Raw genomic sequence first — 17,086 nt, 5'->3', positions numbered from 1 at the left:
GCTAATTTTTTTTATCTCTAGTAACGTATTACATTAGATAGGGGGATGTGTATTGTTGATCACTGTGAAAAAGCTTTTTGATTTTTTAATTGATGTTGAAAGGATATGAGTTACATGTTTTATAGCTTACTGTATCTGAATAAATTGAACAGCAATCAATATCTCTGGGTTTTACAGGTAGGAGATTTTTGGTTGAAATTAAAATCCTAGTTTACTAGGCTAATTTTTTTTATCTCTAGTAACGTATTACATTAGATAGGGGGATGTGTATTGTTGATCACTGTGAAAAAGCTTTTTAATTTGTTAATTGATGTTGAAAGGATATGAGTTGCATGTTTTATAGCTTATCTATATCTGAATAAGTTGAACTGCAATCAATATCTCTGGGTTTTACAGGTGGGAAATTTTTGGTTGAAATTAAAATCCTAGTTTACTAGGCTAATTTTTTTTATCTCTAGTAACATATTACATTAGATAGAGACTGTGTATTGTTAATCACTGTGAAAAAGCTTTTTGATTTGTTAATTGATGTTGAAAGAGTATGAGTTGCATGTTTTATTTCATATTTTCTAATCTATCTTACTAATACAAGTTTAACTATGTTACTGTTTGTAATTGTTTTTACGTAATGTATTTTATAAGCATTTTAACATTGGTTGATAATGCCTGGTTATTAATTTAATATTTTTGTGTATTTCTATTAACTGTACTAGTTTTTATTGTGATTTTTCAATTAATGATTTTAGGCGTAACATTAGTAATGCTGTTATTAGTCTGATTTTTGCTTTACAGTGTAGTAATATAATAAATTGGATGAAATTTATACTGCATTTATATGTTTTGTTATTTACAGTATTATATTCTCATAGCAAAAAAGTTGATTATATGTTAAGTTAATTGGCTGTTTATTGTGTATAAATAAGAGCTTTCATTATTTAAATTTGATTACTACTAGATTATTCATCTGATTCTTTATTTTTTACAACATCATAATTTACCATTCTAAATCTATCTTTTAATAGAGCAACAGCATGGTTACTAAATCCACTATTACTCAGTGCTACGGCACCAAGTTGTAACCCCACTTCATAGGTTTCAGGAATTAAATAGTGAGCACCTAGTTCTTTGTATATTTCTACATTGTTTAGATCAGGTAACCTGACAATAATTATTATGTGTGGAAAATTCTTTGCAACTAGTGAAATAATCTTTTTTATAGTTACTTCATTGTTAATTGCTATGATTATCATTCGAGCACGTGATATTGCCATAGATTGTAAAGTATTTAATTTTGTCAGGTCTCCAAGATATACAGGATATCCTTCATCTATGCCATCTTTTACTATTTTTGGTTGAATGTCAGATGCAATGTAGTTTACGTGTTCTGCAACTAACACTTTTGCAACCATACGTCCTACTCTTCCAAAACCTACTACTATAACATGTTGGTCTAGATCTTTTGTATCTAAAGTGAGCTCTTGAGAATTTAATGATATTTTCTTTTTAGTGATTAATTTTGATATCCAGTCTCCCAGCGTTGCAAGTAGTGGAGTAAAAGCCATAGTGACTGTTGTAATCATCATAAGTGTTTGTGCTAGATCACTAGATAGTACATTTTTTTCTGCTGCAAGACCAAATAAAATAAAAGCAAACTCTCCACCTTGAGATAGTAATAATCCTGCTTGTATAGCTGCTGCTAGTTGGAATCTAAAGAACCTACATAGTATAAAGATTATGAGAGACTTAAGTGCTATTAAAGATATTGAAGCTAATGTTATTATGGGTAACTTGTTTAATACAAATTTGATGTCAATTGACATCCCTACTGTCATGAAAAACAACCCTAATAGCAATCTTTTAAATGGCAGAACGACTTGTTCTACATCGTGTCTATACTCAGTTTCTGCAACAAGTAATCCTGAAACGAATGCTCCTAAGGCCATAGATAAATTGAAATTTTCTGTAATAAAAGCTGCACCTAAAACAATCAGTAATGTTGTGGCTATGAAAATTTCGTTACTTTTCATTGCTGCTATGGTATTGAACAAAGGTCTAAGCAATAGCCTTCCTGTAATGAAAATCAAAGTTAATGCAATTGCTGCTTTGATGAAAGAGTATAATAATGATATAGGTATACTATGATGTGATTCCCCTGTTAACAATGGTAATAGTACAATTAATGGTACAACTGCAAAATCTTGTAGTAGTAACACTGCTATCGATAGCCTTCCAACTTGAGTTGATTGATAGCCTTTTTCTTGTAATACTTGTAATACTATTGCTGTTGAAGAAAGAGCTAAAGCACCTCCTATTATAAGGGATCCTCTAGAATCTATGCCAAACTTATTTGAAATATACCATATTACTGATGCTGTGACTATGACCTGTAATGTTCCAAAGCCAAAGACATGCAATCGCATGGCAATTAGTCTTTCAAATGTTAGCTCAATGCCTATTAAAAATAGCAGGAAAACCACTCCGAATTCTCCAAGATTCTGTATGATAGTAGATGATTCTACTAAATTTAACCCATTTGACCCAATAAGAGTTCCTGCAACAAAATATCCTAATACGGGACTAATATTTAACTTCCAGAATAATACAACTATTACTATAGCTGCTGAAAGTAGAGTAATTATGTCTAATAAATATTTAGAATCATGCATAGAAATCTCTTAAAATTATGTAACAAACTGATCATTTTGAGACTTCCATTTTATGGAGCAACCAATACTTGGTTTTTGATTCTCAGGTGTTTTACCTGTTTTTGAAATAAATTTCATAGCATTGAACAGATCTCTATCCTCTTGCTTACTGTCCATTTGATTTTTTCCTGAAGAATCAAATCTTCCTCTGTAACATAATTCTAGTTTATTGTTAAATCCGAAGAAATCAGGTGTGCATACAGCACCATAATTTTTTGCAACTGTTTGATCTTCATCTATTAAGTATGGAAAATTAATACCATATTTCTGTGCAAATTTTATCATATTCTCATATGAATCATCTGGATAAGCAATGGTATCATTTGGCATAATTGCTATGGTATAAATATTATGATCATTTTTTAATGTGTTAACATCATACACTAAATTGTTTATTATTGCCTTAACATAAGGGCAATGATTGCATATAAACATTATTAGTAGACCATTCCCTTTATGATAACTACTTAGGCTATATAGATTTCCATCTATAGATTTTAATGAAAAATCATGTGCAGTGACATTTTTATCTACTTGAGGAGTATAAAGCGCTACCATAAACTTATGTTTCCAAAACTACAAACAATTATTTTATTCTAGAATACAATCTTCTAAAGTCAAATTTAATTATATTTATGCTAAAAATCACATAAAGGGTTTTACTACAACCATAATTACAATAATTATTATTAACAAGGTTACTGATTCGTTAAGACACTTGAAATACAATGAAGACTTAGTGTTGTTTTTAGCAGCAAAGTCTTGCCTATGTTTGAATAGCATAATTTGGATAATGCACATCAATATAACACATATTATCTTTATCTTAAACCATAAAAAGTAGTGTGCTTTTGTGATTATAGATAAGACTGCTCCAAGAGTTATACTAGAAATCATTGATGGATTAATTATGTAAAACAATAGCTTCCTTTCCATGGTATTGAGTAAATTATAACTGTCGGAATGTAGTGGAACCTGAGCATGGTATACATATATTCGAGGTAAATACAACATCCCAGCCATCCAAGTAATAATTGATATTATATGAAATGCTTCAATCCAATGCTTATAATCTATCATTATAGAAACCAGTGTGTCTGAACTTTTATTAAATTTATATTATATGTTGATTCCTTTAGAGATACAATTAGAATGTTTATTTACAATAGATTTGTAAGTTTTTATTAGGCATGTTAGCGTTGGATGCATAGGTAATTTGTAACATTTTAAATGTTGAGTGTTTATTGTTAGTAATATTAAAGTATATTTTTATACATTTTATACTCTAATCTTATTATATGAATACAGATTTAGCATTTTGTTTGTAGTATTAACTAAATTATATAGAAATGTGTTGAGTTTGAAGTGGTATAATATTCTAGTAAGTGTGGCATACTAGCTATCCTAATCAGTAGAAATGCTTTAGAATATTTACCGTAATGGAGCAACATGTTGAAGTTTTTCCTAGTTAAACAGTGTGTATTTTTAAGTACCGAATGAATGATATTGATATTTAACTAATAAAAAATATGAATATTTCAAGTTATTGTAAAACATCCTATGAATTGTGGAGTTTTGAACTTAGCTTATGTAATGGTTGCATTGTGTGCTTAAATTTGTATATCATGGGTTAGTAAAAATTGGCTCAAGCTTCATAGATATAATTCTACTATACCTAATTTTTATACATTTAACATCTTTTTTGCAAAGTTGTCATTGCGTTTACTAGATGTGTATGTGTTTTAAATCCTATTTATGTAATGGTTGCTTTATAAGTTTAAATCTATATATCATTAGGTAGAAATTAGCTCAAGTGGTTATAAATGTTGTTCTGCTATCACTAATTTTTGTGCATTTAATATTTTCTTACTGTAAAGTTATCAATATAATTGTACTACTTGATTAAAGAAGTAGGGTTGCAATAAAAATAGTCTTATAGCTTACTTGTAGTTACGCAGACATAAAATTCTTGCTGCTTCTAGAATATCTGTTACTTGTGGTAAAGATAGTTTTTCAAGATTTGCAGCATAGGGGAGAGGAACATCTTTTCCAGTGACTCTTATTACTGGAGCATCTAGATCATCAAATGCTTGTTCCATTATTAGTGCAGCTATTTCAGATCCTATTCCTGAATATGGCCATCCTTCTTCTACTGTAATGATTCTATTTGTTTTTTTGACAGAACGTAATATTGTTTCTGTATCAAGTGGACGTAAAGTTCTTAAATCTATAACTTCTGCATTTATACCTTCTTTTGCTAAGAATTCTGCTGCTTCTAGTGCATTTTTAACTTGTATAGAAAATGCAGTTATTGTAATATCCATGCCTTCTTTAACTATTGCAGCTTTACCAATTTCAGTTGTATAGTCTGATGTTAATACTTCATCTTGTATTTCATGTTTATGCCCATATGCAATCTCATTTTCAAGAAATATAACAGGGTTTGGATCCCTGATAGCTGATTTTAATAAACCTTTGCAATCTGCTGCAAAGTATGGTGATATTACTTTTAACCCTGGAACGTGTGCATACCATGATGCATAACATTGTGAGTGTTGTGCTCCTACTCTTGCAGCTGCTCCATTAGGCCCCCTAAATACGAGAGGGCAATTTAGTTGCCCACCAGACATGTAATTAGTTTTAGCTGCAGAGTTGATAATTTGGTCTATTGCTTGCATAGCAAAGTTGAATGTCATGAATTCTACAATGGGTTTTAATCCACCAAAAGCAGCACCTACTCCTATTCCAGCGAATCCGTGTTCAGTTATTGGTGTATCTATAACTCTCTCATGACCAAATTGAGCAAGTAATTCTTGTGTGACTTTATATGCCCCTTGGTATTCGCCTACTTCTTCTCCCATGATTAATACAGTATGGTCGCGTTCCATTTCTTCACGTATTGCTGCGCATAGTGCTTCTCTTACGGTTAAACTTTTCATAATTTAACAATCTTAATGACAATTCTGAATAATTATATTTAAAAAAGTAAATATGCAAATACAATTTCCCAGCTTGTATTCGTTTGTTTAAGAAAAGTAATAAAAAATGATAATAAATATGCTTGTTTTAGTATAAATATATATATCATTATTCAGTGAGATAGATGACACTCAAATTATTTATTTTGAGTCAGTAGTATGTTTTGCTCTATTTTATTTTTGTATGTTGTGTATAAGATGCTTGATATTATTTGATATATGCAAAGATATAGATTATTTGTTAGAATCTATACTTAATTGATTTGTTTCAATTGGATCAATTGTGAAATCGTTGATCATATTTTCACTGATGTCATGTGATACTTTAATTTGACTGTATATGACATATCCTATAAACAATATTCCGAAAAATACAAAAATACCAAATGTGACTGTTTTGTTAATTTTACTGAGATCCGGTTGTTCTGCGAGAAATTTCCAGTGAGTAGTAAGTAGATGATATACCCAAATACTTAATGTTGTTAACATAGCTGTGACAATAGCTGCGCACATAATACTGCCTTTTTGACGTTTTTTATATTTTGACTTATTGACTAAAAAGGTTTGTAAGGTATTGCTTGATACGGGTTTATATTTTGGTGTATGCTCTGGTGCTTCAGGGATAGTAGGTAACCGTGTACCTTTGTATCTTGAACGTAATGTTCTACTGTAAGTTGTAGACGATGCTTTTGTTTTGGGTATTGTAGTATGTAAAGATGTTGATGGTTGTGTCTGACTAGATGTTTGAGTGGTGTGTATTATTTGTGGCATTACTTGACTATCAGATTGTTGTGTTGTTGGGTCTATAAGATGTTCATGTTGGAACTGATGGATAGTTATAGTACTGGTAAATGGAGGAGAAGTTTGTGGATCGTGTGAAGGTTCTACTAATAAATCTTTACATGTTATGTGTAGATTTATTGTGTATTGAGAAAGTATTTTTTCAAGTGTTTGCTCATTGTATTTTTTATAAAGTATCTTAGAAAGAGTACCCTGTTCAGGTATGCAGCATACAGTATTTAGTAGTGCATCAATATCAGTCTCAGAATCAAGTTCTTGTGAATAACACTTTGGTAAGGTCTCTGGTTGAGGTGTTATGTTGTCTTTTAGTGAGAATGATATTGATAATTTTGAATTTTGTGTACCATATAAATCTTCAAAAAGTTTTGCATACTGTTGTATCTGTTGACAAAACTGTGTTTTTGCAAAGCTGCTGTAGATTAGTGAATAAATGACCGAATGCTGTGGATATAGGCTAACTTGTCTATGACGTGTTAGAATATAATCTTGAAAAGTTGGTAATGTATCTAATAATGTGTTATCTATTTCATATAGTGTACAGCTAAAATGGTTATATTGAAATTTACATATGTGTGTTAATGGTGTAGGTGCGTTGCTATGTTCTGTGTTGTATGTCATTAAACACATTGATATTTGCGCTTTAGAGCTTTTTGAGTTTTTAATATGAGCTATAGTTAACCTAAGGCTTTTTTGGCAGTTAGGTAATATTGAAGTTAGTGGTGAAGTATTATATAGTCTTATAATGGGGTAAAGTTTTAATATTCCTTGTGTAACAGGTATGTTATTTTCAAGATGCTCATTTAATGTATTAATATTAAGCTCAGTGTGAAATGTAGCTGAAAAACATAACTCCAGTTTTTTCTTTGATAATGTGCTAGAATATTTTGTTATTTCTTTTTCTAAAAGTCTTCTAATAGCAGATTTCAATGGATTTGTAATTGTTAGTATCTTACTGGAAGATTGGGTTATAATTTTATCTGGGCTTATTTCTTTACTTTCTGCTTCATTGTTAATGCGTATTTTAAAGGATAGTAAAGATTTTTCTGGTGGTGATGGTTCTTGATCAGGTGAATTTGGATGATATGGTAGGATAAAATTTGATACTACATAGAATTCCAGAAAGTTTGCTATAGTCTCACTGATATCATCTATATTGATTGGGTTGTTTTCTGCTATTTGGCATAATGTATAGGATATGGTAAAATGTTTATCTGATGTTTCGTGTGATATATTGTGTGAAAACTCTTGGAAGAGTAGTTGTGCTAATTGTATGATAAGCTGACTATTTTTTTGATTAATAGCGATAATCTGTTGTTCTGGTGTGGGCATGTGAATTTATTCTTACAACATAAAAAAGCAAGTGCCCGAAAGAAGATTTGAACTTCCATAATTATAAAAATTACTAGTACCTGAAACTAGCGCGTCTACCATTCCGCCATTCGGGCATATAGTAGTTGATTTGTTAAGAATTATACTATAACATAAAAACTTGGTCAAATTAAATCTTATGGTTATGAATATATCTAACGTAGAACAGATGCTTTTTTCTCGTAATCAAATTAATGAAAATACCATAAATCGTATAGTTAGCGATTGTTTGTATACAGCAGATGGTGGAGAATTATTCTTAGAAATGTGTATTTCGGAAACTCTTGGATTTGAGGATGGAATTCTCAAATATGCTGATTTTAATTCACGTCAAGGATTTGGGTTGAGGTCATTTTGTAATGAATTAACGGCATTTGTTTGTTCTTCTGAGGTTACTGAGCGAGAAATTAGCAATGCTGCAGCTTTGGTCAAATCTATTAATAGTAATGGCAATGGTGGAGTTGTACATTTGAATAAGACAAAGCCTACTCTGTATCCTGAGACTAATCCTTTGCAGAGTATAACTTTTGATATTAAAGTAAAGCTTTTACAAGAAGTTGAAGGTTACTTACATAGTAAAAGTCCATATGTGAGACAGGTCAAGACTGCTTTAAGTGGACAATGGCAAATGGTTCATATTATTTTGCCTGATGGGAATAAAGTTTGCGATATTAGGCCACTTGTGAGATTTAATGTGTGTGTTATTTTAGAAAAAGATGGGAGAAAGGAAAGTGGATCTGCTGGTCATGGTGGTAGGGCTCCCTATGAAGAATTTATTGGAGCTGGAAAATGGCAAGTAATTGCTGATGAAGCATTACGTCAAGCGTTGGTTAACTTAGAATCTGTTCCTACTCCTGCTGGTGAAATGACGGTAGTATTAGGTCCTGGTTGGCCAGGTGTATTATTACATGAAGCTGTAGGCCATGGGTTAGAAGGGGATTTTAATAGAAAAAAAGTTTCTGCTTTTTCAAATTCTATAGGTAAAAAGGTAGCAGCAGATGGTGTAACTGTTGTTGATGATGGCACTATATCTGGGCGTAGAGGTTCTATAAATGTAGATGATGAAGGTGTACCATCAGCTTACAATGTATTAATTCAGGATGGTATTTTAGTAAATTATATGCAAGATAAAATGAATGCTAATCTTATGGGCACTACTTCTACTGGTAATGGTCGTAGACAAAGTTATCAAGATGTTGTCATGCCACGGATGACAAATACTTACATGTTACCAGGCAATTATCATCCAGAAGAAATAATTTCAAGTGTTAAGCAAGGAATATATGCAGTGCATTTTTCTGGAGGGCAGGTTGATATTACATCTGGTGAATTTGTTTTTTCAGCTTCTGAAGGTTATCTAATAGAAGATGGTAAGGTTACGCGTCCTGTTAAAGGTGCAACAATTATAGGCAATGGACCTGATGTTTTGACAAAAGTATCTATGATTGGAAATGACTTAGCGCTTGATTTAGGAATTGGTACTTGTTCTAAAAATGGACAAGATCTTCCTGTTGGGGTAGGACAACCAACTCTTAAAATAGATAATATTGTTGTTGGTGGTACAGAAGTTTAATTTAAAAAATGTTACTGCTATAATCTGGTATTTATTAAGTTTAAGCAAGAAACAGTCACTAATGCTGAAATGTACTATTTTATTACTACAAGTGATAGTGTCTTTGGTATTAAAAATATTACTCTAATATGTAGTTTCATATTGATTAGTAGTGTTTATGTTTAGAGGTTTAACTAAAAAATACAATAGAGTATTGTATAGTTTTAATGTTTTTAAGATTGAAAAAAAAGAAGTAACTAATGCCTCAAGTATCAATACTGCTTTGTTTATTGATTACAAATAATAAGATCTTTGAATGTGGAAATATTACTATAAAATGTAGCTTTTATGGTCTGTAGGTAATGTTGATTATATAAAATACAGACTATTAGAGCTTTGTTTCAATATTTTCAAAATGTATTTGTTGTATTAAGGTTTTTTCATGGTAAGCAATTGTAATTCTTGTGATTTTATGTTTGAGCATGAATAATATTGTGTGAACGTTGTCATGTAAAAAGTTGATCACTTTTAATACTTAAAGTATATGATTTTCCATACTTGAACTGTAGCTATAAGAATTTTTGGTATAGGATATTACTCATTAATATGTCACTTTTTGATTGATAGATAATATTTATGTTAGATGATGTGAAAATGTTATTGCTGGATAAATAGAACTTTTTTAATGCTGCAGTCAATCCAAAGTTCATTCGTGGTATGCTAATTAATATTATCAAGATCCTTAATTATACTATAGCTATAGTTGTTTTATGTTTGTAGTGTTGTAGAGTGTTATTACAGAGAAAGCTAATAACTTTTAATAGTGTGGTGCATAGTTTTGTGTAACAGTGAGAGTTTTGAATGTTGAAGTGTTGTTTCTGTATGGTTTTGTAATATATGTATGATGATAGGGTTGTTAGCAGTGAGTAAAATTCTTTAAATATTCAAGCAATGTCTTTTTATTGTGTTATTGAAATGTAATAGTGAAAATTTTGAGTTAAACTATTATCTTTCTCTATATGGTAATATGTGTGTTTGAATATTGTGTGAAGTATCAAAAATTAGTATCATAAACTTCTAATGTATTCAATTAGTGCACTATTGGTTCAGTAATGGAATTTAGATTAAATATTTTATAAATACCTTGTATTGTATTTATCTTGGAAAATTGTAGACTGTATTGTCAGGGAATATGGTATACAGATGGTGCACTGTAATTCTTTGATAATACAGCTGTACTATAGTCATGGTATAAATTTTATGCTTAAAATTCTATAATGATTAATGCTATAGATAAGGACTTATTAGTTTATTTAATAAGAAATTTGTAGCTCTCTAAATGTTGTAGCAATATAAATACAATAATTAACAGATTGGTAAATTCTATATAATGCATGATTTGTTTGATGACATTATTTGTTGTGCCTAAAGTGTATTATGTCTCCATCTTGTACTATGTAGTCTCTTCCTTCAAATCTTACTTTTCCAGCTTCTTTGCATTTTGCTTCTCCGTTATATTTTATATAGTCATCAAAACTAATAAGTTCTGCTTTTATAAACCCTTTTTCAAAATCAGTATGAATTACTCCTGCAGCAGTACTAGCAGTAGATAATCTCTTTATTGGCCAAGCACGTGCTTCTTGTGGGCCTAAAGTGAAGAATGTAATCATATCTAAAAGATCATACATTGTTTTCACTACAGACGTTGTACCAGATTCTTCTAGATTGAATTCAGATAAAAAAATTTGTTTTTCTTCTTCTGTTTCTAGGCTTGATACGTCTGCTTCTAGTTTTGCTGATATACAGCAAAATTTATTATGTTTTTTTTCTGCCATAAGTCGTACTTTTTCTGACAAAATATTACCATTGGTAACGTTAGATTCTTCAACATTACACACATACATCATAGGTTTTGTTGTAATGAGTTGTAATTGTTTTAAATCTTCACCTAGATGTTCCGCATTTTTTGCTAAATTTCCTGATTCTAGTATGCTTAATACTTCTAACATGTTATCTAGTTTTTTTCTTGGTTCTTTATTGCTTTTTACAGACTTTTCCATTGCAGGTAGACGGCGTTTTAAACTTTCAATGTCAGCTAAAATTAACTCCATCTCTACAATTTCTGCATCGCTTATTGGATCTACAGTTTGGTTTACGTGACTGATATTTTGATCACTAAAACACCGTAATACATGGATAATGGCGTCTACTTCCCTTATATGGCTTAAAAATTTATTTCCTAATCCTTCCCCTTGACTTGCCCCGCTAACTAATCCTGCAATATCAACACATTCTACTTGATTATATATAATTTTTTTAGAAGATGCCATTTGTGCTAATGTTTTTAAGCGATGATCTTGTACTATTGCTTTGCCTACATTTGGTTCTATTGTGCAGAATGGATAATTTGCAACTTCTGCTACCATAGTTTGTGTTAATGCGTTAAATAAAGTTGACTTTCCCACATTAGGTAGACCAACAATACCACAGTTTAGTCCCATAACAATGATCAATAATTATAAAATTGGAATTGTAACATTAATTACTTACTTGTGATACTTATAAATTAAGTCAGCAGAATACTTGTTTACACTACATCGTTAGATGTTGTTGGTATATTTTAAAATTGTGTGAAATCTGTGATATTAGTTCTATTTGATTGTTATAAGTAAGGTATTTTTAATTTGCAGGTTTCAGATTTTAAATATGTGAAAATTTTCTGTTGTATGTTGAGTAAGTCAAATCTATCTCTCTTGATAAAAGGTTGTTATTGTAATTAATTTTCTGCAGCATAAGGCTGTTAGTTGTATAGCTGGTACTTGTTTTTTCATGTTATGAACTCTAGTGTTGTTCAGTATTTGTTTAGTTATATGACAATAGTGTATGTTGGAGTGTTATATGCTGTGTGAAATCAAATTATCTAAATTGCTATATTATGAAAATGTGAAGACATATAGTGCTTGTTATTTTCAATTATTGTGAAGTAGAAGTACTTACATGTTAATCGTAGTTTTTTTGAATATTATGTAAAAATATAAATGTGTGTAAATATTAGTGATGTTTTTGTAATAGAGTTAATCATGCAGGTAAACAATTACACTGTTTCTAAATAGTGTAACTATACTAATATAAGTCCAACTTGTTGTTGAATATTGTAAAAACCATCTTGCTTATCTTTTTTCAATGATATCAGGTATGTAAATACTGGGAGATATTATTTCATATTATAAGTTTATTTATACTAATCAGGTGTTATTGCTGTAATTAGTTTTGTAAACAGCATAAAACTATTGCTTGTGCAGCTATTCCTTCTTTTCTACCTAAAAATCCTAATTTTTCTGTGGTTGTTGCTTTGACATTAATACATGATGGGTCTATGTTTATAAGATTAGCAGTGTATTCTTGCATTTTTAATGCATGTGGCATAATTTTTGGTTGTTCACATATAATAATTATATCAGCATTTGAAATATAGTATCCTTTTTCTTGTGCTTTGTTTTTTGCTGCTATTAGGAAATGATCAGATTTAATGTCTTTCCATGTGTTATCTGTATTTGGGAAATGCTGCCCTATACTTCCACATCCAACTGCTCCTAATATTGCGTCTGTTAATGCATGTAGTCCTACATCCCCATCTGAATGCGCTACAATTTTTTTATTGTGATTGATTTTTATGCCACATATTGTAATAAGTGTATTAGTAGCATCGTGATTTGTGTTATCAAATTTGTGTACATCATAGCCTATCCCAATCTTAAATGTTGGTTTGTTTGTGTATTGATTCATAAAACAATGCTATCTAATAAAAAACAGGTAAATGTTTTTATACTGTATTTTTATAAAAATGCATATCCTATTTATTGTATGTAAATTATGAATTTGATATAAGAAAGATTACTTTTGTAAATTTTCTCTGGTTGTAGTTTTAAGATTATTATAATCGAAGTCATTATTGAAGTGTTATAAGCTGAACATGATGTATTTGAGTTTCTATTTAGTTCAGTATAGGTTGGTGTTTTATAGTGATCAACTTAATGTTTAAAGCTTTGTCTTAAATTTCTGTGAGTGTAGCTTTGATCTTGTTATAGTACTGTTGAATTCCACGTTGTGTATAATGAAAATAGCTTACATAATATGTTGATATAAGCTGATTTTTTTATAAGAATCCTTATTATTGTTTAAAGGAGGTTATTTTATTTGTATATTGAATATATGAGATTGCTCTATGTAGATCTTCTATAGTTGTAATCTTGAAATTATTGTAATCACCTTTTATTGTCATAATTGGAATGTTATAGTATAGCATAAGGGATGATTCATCTGGAAACTCATTATAAGGGTCAGTATCATATGCAGTTTTATGGTATAATAGTATATCACTATATTTATATGCTTGTGGTGTTTGAACGAGTTTAATTGTATTCCTGTCTATATTTTTCATAACAGTGTTGTCTTCATATACCATGTGTACAGTATCAGTTATTGAAAGTACTGGTACCACTCCTACATAATGGTTTAATATTGGTTCCATTGTATCTAGTAATTTTAAATCTACAAAAGGACGACATGCATCGTGTATTATTACAAAATGTGGATTTATATCTTGAAGACTCTCTAATCCTATGCGTACAGAGTCTTGTCTTCGTGCTCCTCCGTAAGCAGGTGGTAAGAGTTTATCGTGTTTTGGTAGGCTACTGCTGTATAAATGTTGGTGTTCTTTTCTTATGACTACTTTTACGTAGCTAATTTTAGGATGTGAGATCATATTATTGATTGTACTGCAGAGTATATTGTGATTTCCTAGTAAACAATACTGTTTAGGAGCAATATTCCATTTAAACCTGCTGCTGTTACCTGCTGCAACAATTAATAGTGTAAATTTATGCATAGATGTTGAATTTTGTTATATGTATTTGATTTTAAGTGTATCATTTTAAAAATCTTATGGTGATTATACAATACAAATATATTTAAATTGGATTGACTATAATTAGTGAGTATTTTTTAGTGTAATATTTGTCATACTAGTGTTGTAAATATACACTTTTACATGTACTAACACTATTTTATGAGTTTTTTTAGGTTACATAGTTAGTTAAAATCTTTAAAAGTGTGTCAATGTTTTATATTGCATAATACAAAATTATAACCTGCTGTAGTAATATGAAATCATTAACGAAGTTGTTTTTTGAATACACAGTTAGTGCATTAGTATGTTTTCTAATAGTTATTGAAATCCTAATGATGAAATATGACATTGTGTTTTGTAGGTGGAAAAGTTTTGCACTGATTTGTTAAAAACTTTTGTTATATATTAATACAGATATGTTAAAAATCTATTCTTGCTGTCTGATTCCACATACTTATAAAAAAGTATCTACTGTTAAACTGACATTGATCAAGATTGAAAAAAGTGATCAGTAGTTGTTGTATAGGTAAAATACCTGAAATGTATAGAAAATTATTAAGTAATACAATTGGTGTGATTAATAGTTTTGCTTAATTTGTGGATAGCATGATAGATAGATTGAAGTAGATGCAGCTAGTATGCATAGATGAACAGTGTTAGTACATCAGATGTTGACAGAGATAATATGTCTTGTTAAGTAATGTGGTTACATTTATTTTGCTCAAAGTTTTCCATGTTTGAAAATAATAGTCAAGTAAAGAAATTAAAGTCTATATTAATAAAAGCAAAATTTATATTTCAAATGCAGTCAAGCAATGGAATATTTTATCATTTATCTGTTGTGTTATTGTTGTTTAGTTATATATTCCTTTGATATCGTATATGTTGTATAGAATACCTAGTGAGGTAAGGGCAGTTAAAAAGTGCTTTTATTTCGTGTATTATGTACTTCTGGTGAGCTTTGAAAGAGTTGTTGTGATTTGTTTATGCAATGTATTTCACGAGTAGTTATGTATATGTTATACAATTTGTGCAATCACAACACAATAATAAAGAATTGCTTATTTATGATTCAACTTAATAGGTTATATAATGTTGTGATATTAAGTAATCCTACTGATAATCAGACTAAAATTGCTAGTAGTGTTATTGTGTAGAGCTTGCAGTTTACGTTATTTTATTATATAATGGAATAAGGTTTTTCTATATTTTCAGTAAATATATTAATTTTTATTAAGTACCATGTATGTTTAATTAATAGTTGTAAAATTATATGCTAGGGAAGGATTATTTTACTTATATCGATAGAAAGTTAAGCAGTTATGCTAAACTTAACAATGATCATAAATTATCATCAAGATATCACTTTATGTTAGGTAGTTGTATATTGATGACTGCCATTATTACTGTACTATCTATCATAGTATTATATAGTGATAGGAAACTCTTTCTCACAATATTTAGAGGAGAGGCTAAGTTATTCGGTGGCGATAATTTACCTTTTTCATTAGCATTAGTCGTTATTATTCCTGCTATATTATTGTTGTTTTTCTTGATTTATAAGGTATGTGAAACTCAAGAAGTAAAGCGGAAGTTAAATAATAAAAATGTTGATGTTATTGGTACTCTTCAAGAAGCATACTATGCTTTACAACGTGAATTAGATTATAACAGTAGTAAAATAGGTGAGCTAGAATCTACACTTGAAAAATTCAAAATAAAATACAGTAATTTTGTTAAACAATGTAGTGATGAATTTGTTAAAGTTGAAGAACAATGTAAATCTGTTTTAGCGTCTGTTAATTCAGCTACATGTGGAGTGACGTCTAGTATCACGAAGGTACAGCATGTAGTTGAAGATATAACGTTACAACTTAATGGATTATGTTCTGATAGTCAAAAGTTGACGGAATCATGTGATAATTTGTTACTTGCTATTGAAAGCACAATAAGTTCAGAATTGATAAAAGTAGATGATAAGGTATCAATGCTTCGAGCTTTACAAGCCGATTTAACTGCTGATGCTAATTTAAGTATTATAACAAGTAAGGCGAGACCTTTTGTAGATCAAGTGCGGAATGCTTTAGTAGAAAAGCCATCAATTCTGAAATCAGCTATGCTTCGTGATTTGTGGTGTTTACAGGAAAGTGTCAATGTATCATTAACGAAAGCACAGAAGACTGATCATGCTACAGTAGAATTTATGCAGTTACTGCAGATGATGGCAAATGATATAGGGAAATTTTTATGTTCTAGTTCTAGAAGAATAGATGGCTATAGTGGTAGTGATAAAAATATGTTAGAAAAGCTGATAAGAATAGAATTACCATTATTACAAATATGTGTACTGCGCTTTTTAACAGTAAAACGTGCTTCCAGGTTTGCTGATGCTAGTACTGATATTGAAAGTTTTGTTCAGGAAAATCTTACTAGTAGTTTGCAGAAAATGTCAGATAGTTCTAGTAGCTCTAGTTCTAGTACTCAGTTATATCCTACCTTATTGCTTGAAGATACTAATGTATCAGATCAGGCACATAATAATGCTCAATCTCAATAATATAAATTTTCTAGTAAATTTCTTATCTTTACTGTATTAATTGTGTTCTTAATATTGTTTAAATATTTCTAATATATAACAAAGTGAAAATCCTATAGGAAGCTGTATTTGCTGATTTGTTATAGTAATTTATGATAGTATGTGTGTTTTATGTATAAGCGTTTGATTTTTAGATTTAGTTAAAAATTGTATAATGCTTGAGATGTAAAAAAAATT

The 17,086-nt window shown here is 29.9% G+C and carries 10 protein-coding genes and 1 tRNA gene; 2 read left to right on the top strand and 9 right to left on the bottom strand.

Going from position 1 to position 17,086, the window contains the following annotated elements; translation table 11 throughout:
- Positions 1-956 precede the first annotated feature (956 nt).
- The 6 genes from DRF75_RS03105 to DRF75_RS03080 all read right to left on the bottom strand — a co-directional run bounded on the left by DRF75_RS03105 (position 957) and on the right by DRF75_RS03080 (position 7,929).
- Positions 957-2,666: a cation:proton antiporter domain-containing protein gene (locus DRF75_RS03105; RefSeq protein ID WP_129992641.1), complete on the bottom strand. Its 1,710-nt coding sequence runs from the start codon at positions 2,664-2,666 to the stop codon at positions 957-959.
- Positions 2,667-2,681: 15 nt separating this feature from the next.
- Positions 2,682-3,263: a thioredoxin family protein gene (locus DRF75_RS03100; protein WP_045171055.1), complete on the bottom strand. Its 582-nt coding sequence runs from the start codon at positions 3,261-3,263 to the stop codon at positions 2,682-2,684.
- A gap of 87 nt (positions 3,264-3,350) precedes the next feature.
- Positions 3,351-3,785 (bottom strand): CopD family protein, encoded by a 435-nt coding sequence (locus DRF75_RS03095; RefSeq protein ID WP_129992640.1) that lies wholly within the window; start codon positions 3,783-3,785, stop codon positions 3,351-3,353.
- An 860-nt stretch (positions 3,786-4,645) separates the two neighbouring features.
- Complete coding sequence (locus DRF75_RS03090) at positions 4,646-5,644, bottom strand: pyruvate dehydrogenase complex E1 component subunit beta (protein WP_045170988.1); 999 nt, start codon at positions 5,642-5,644, stop codon at positions 4,646-4,648.
- Positions 5,645-5,917: 273 nt separating this feature from the next.
- Positions 5,918-7,813: a hypothetical protein gene (locus tag DRF75_RS03085; protein WP_129992639.1), complete on the bottom strand. Its 1,896-nt coding sequence runs from the start codon at positions 7,811-7,813 to the stop codon at positions 5,918-5,920.
- Positions 7,814-7,845: 32 nt separating this feature from the next.
- Positions 7,846-7,929, bottom strand: a tRNA-Leu gene (locus DRF75_RS03080).
- A 68-nt stretch (positions 7,930-7,997) separates the two neighbouring features.
- On the opposite strand from DRF75_RS03080, the gene tldD reads away from it, so the two are divergent.
- Positions 7,998-9,425: a metalloprotease TldD gene (tldD, locus tag DRF75_RS03075; protein WP_045170991.1), complete on the top strand. Its 1,428-nt coding sequence runs from the start codon at positions 7,998-8,000 to the stop codon at positions 9,423-9,425.
- Positions 9,426-10,816: 1,391 nt separating this feature from the next.
- On the opposite strand, the gene ychF is transcribed toward tldD, so the two are convergent.
- The 3 genes from ychF to DRF75_RS03060 all read right to left on the bottom strand — a co-directional run bounded on the left by ychF (position 10,817) and on the right by DRF75_RS03060 (position 14,292).
- On the bottom strand, positions 10,817-11,905 hold the full coding sequence (gene ychF / locus DRF75_RS03070) for a redox-regulated ATPase YchF (RefSeq protein WP_129992638.1): 1,089 nt from the start codon (positions 11,903-11,905) through the stop codon (positions 10,817-10,819).
- 763 nt (positions 11,906-12,668) lie between these two features.
- Positions 12,669-13,190, bottom strand: a complete 522-nt coding sequence (gene ispF, locus DRF75_RS03065; RefSeq protein WP_045170963.1) for a 2-C-methyl-D-erythritol 2,4-cyclodiphosphate synthase — start codon at positions 13,188-13,190, stop codon at positions 12,669-12,671.
- 385 nt (positions 13,191-13,575) lie between these two features.
- Entirely contained in the window at positions 13,576-14,292 is a 717-nt protein-coding gene (locus DRF75_RS03060) for an IspD/TarI family cytidylyltransferase (protein WP_129992637.1), read from the bottom strand.
- 1,294 nt (positions 14,293-15,586) lie between these two features.
- Here DRF75_RS03060 and DRF75_RS03055 point away from each other — a divergent pair.
- A complete protein-coding gene (locus DRF75_RS03055; RefSeq protein WP_045170965.1) occupies positions 15,587-16,870 on the top strand; it encodes a hypothetical protein in 1,284 nt (427 codons plus the stop codon).
- Positions 16,871-17,086 lie beyond the last annotated feature (216 nt).

The sequence above is a fragment of the Ehrlichia minasensis genome (assembly GCF_004181775.1).
GTDB classification, from domain to species: Bacteria; Pseudomonadota; Alphaproteobacteria; order Rickettsiales; family Anaplasmataceae; genus Ehrlichia; species Ehrlichia minasensis.
Note: the sequence above shows the minus strand (reverse complement) of the source record. Positions and strands in the feature narration are given on the sequence as shown.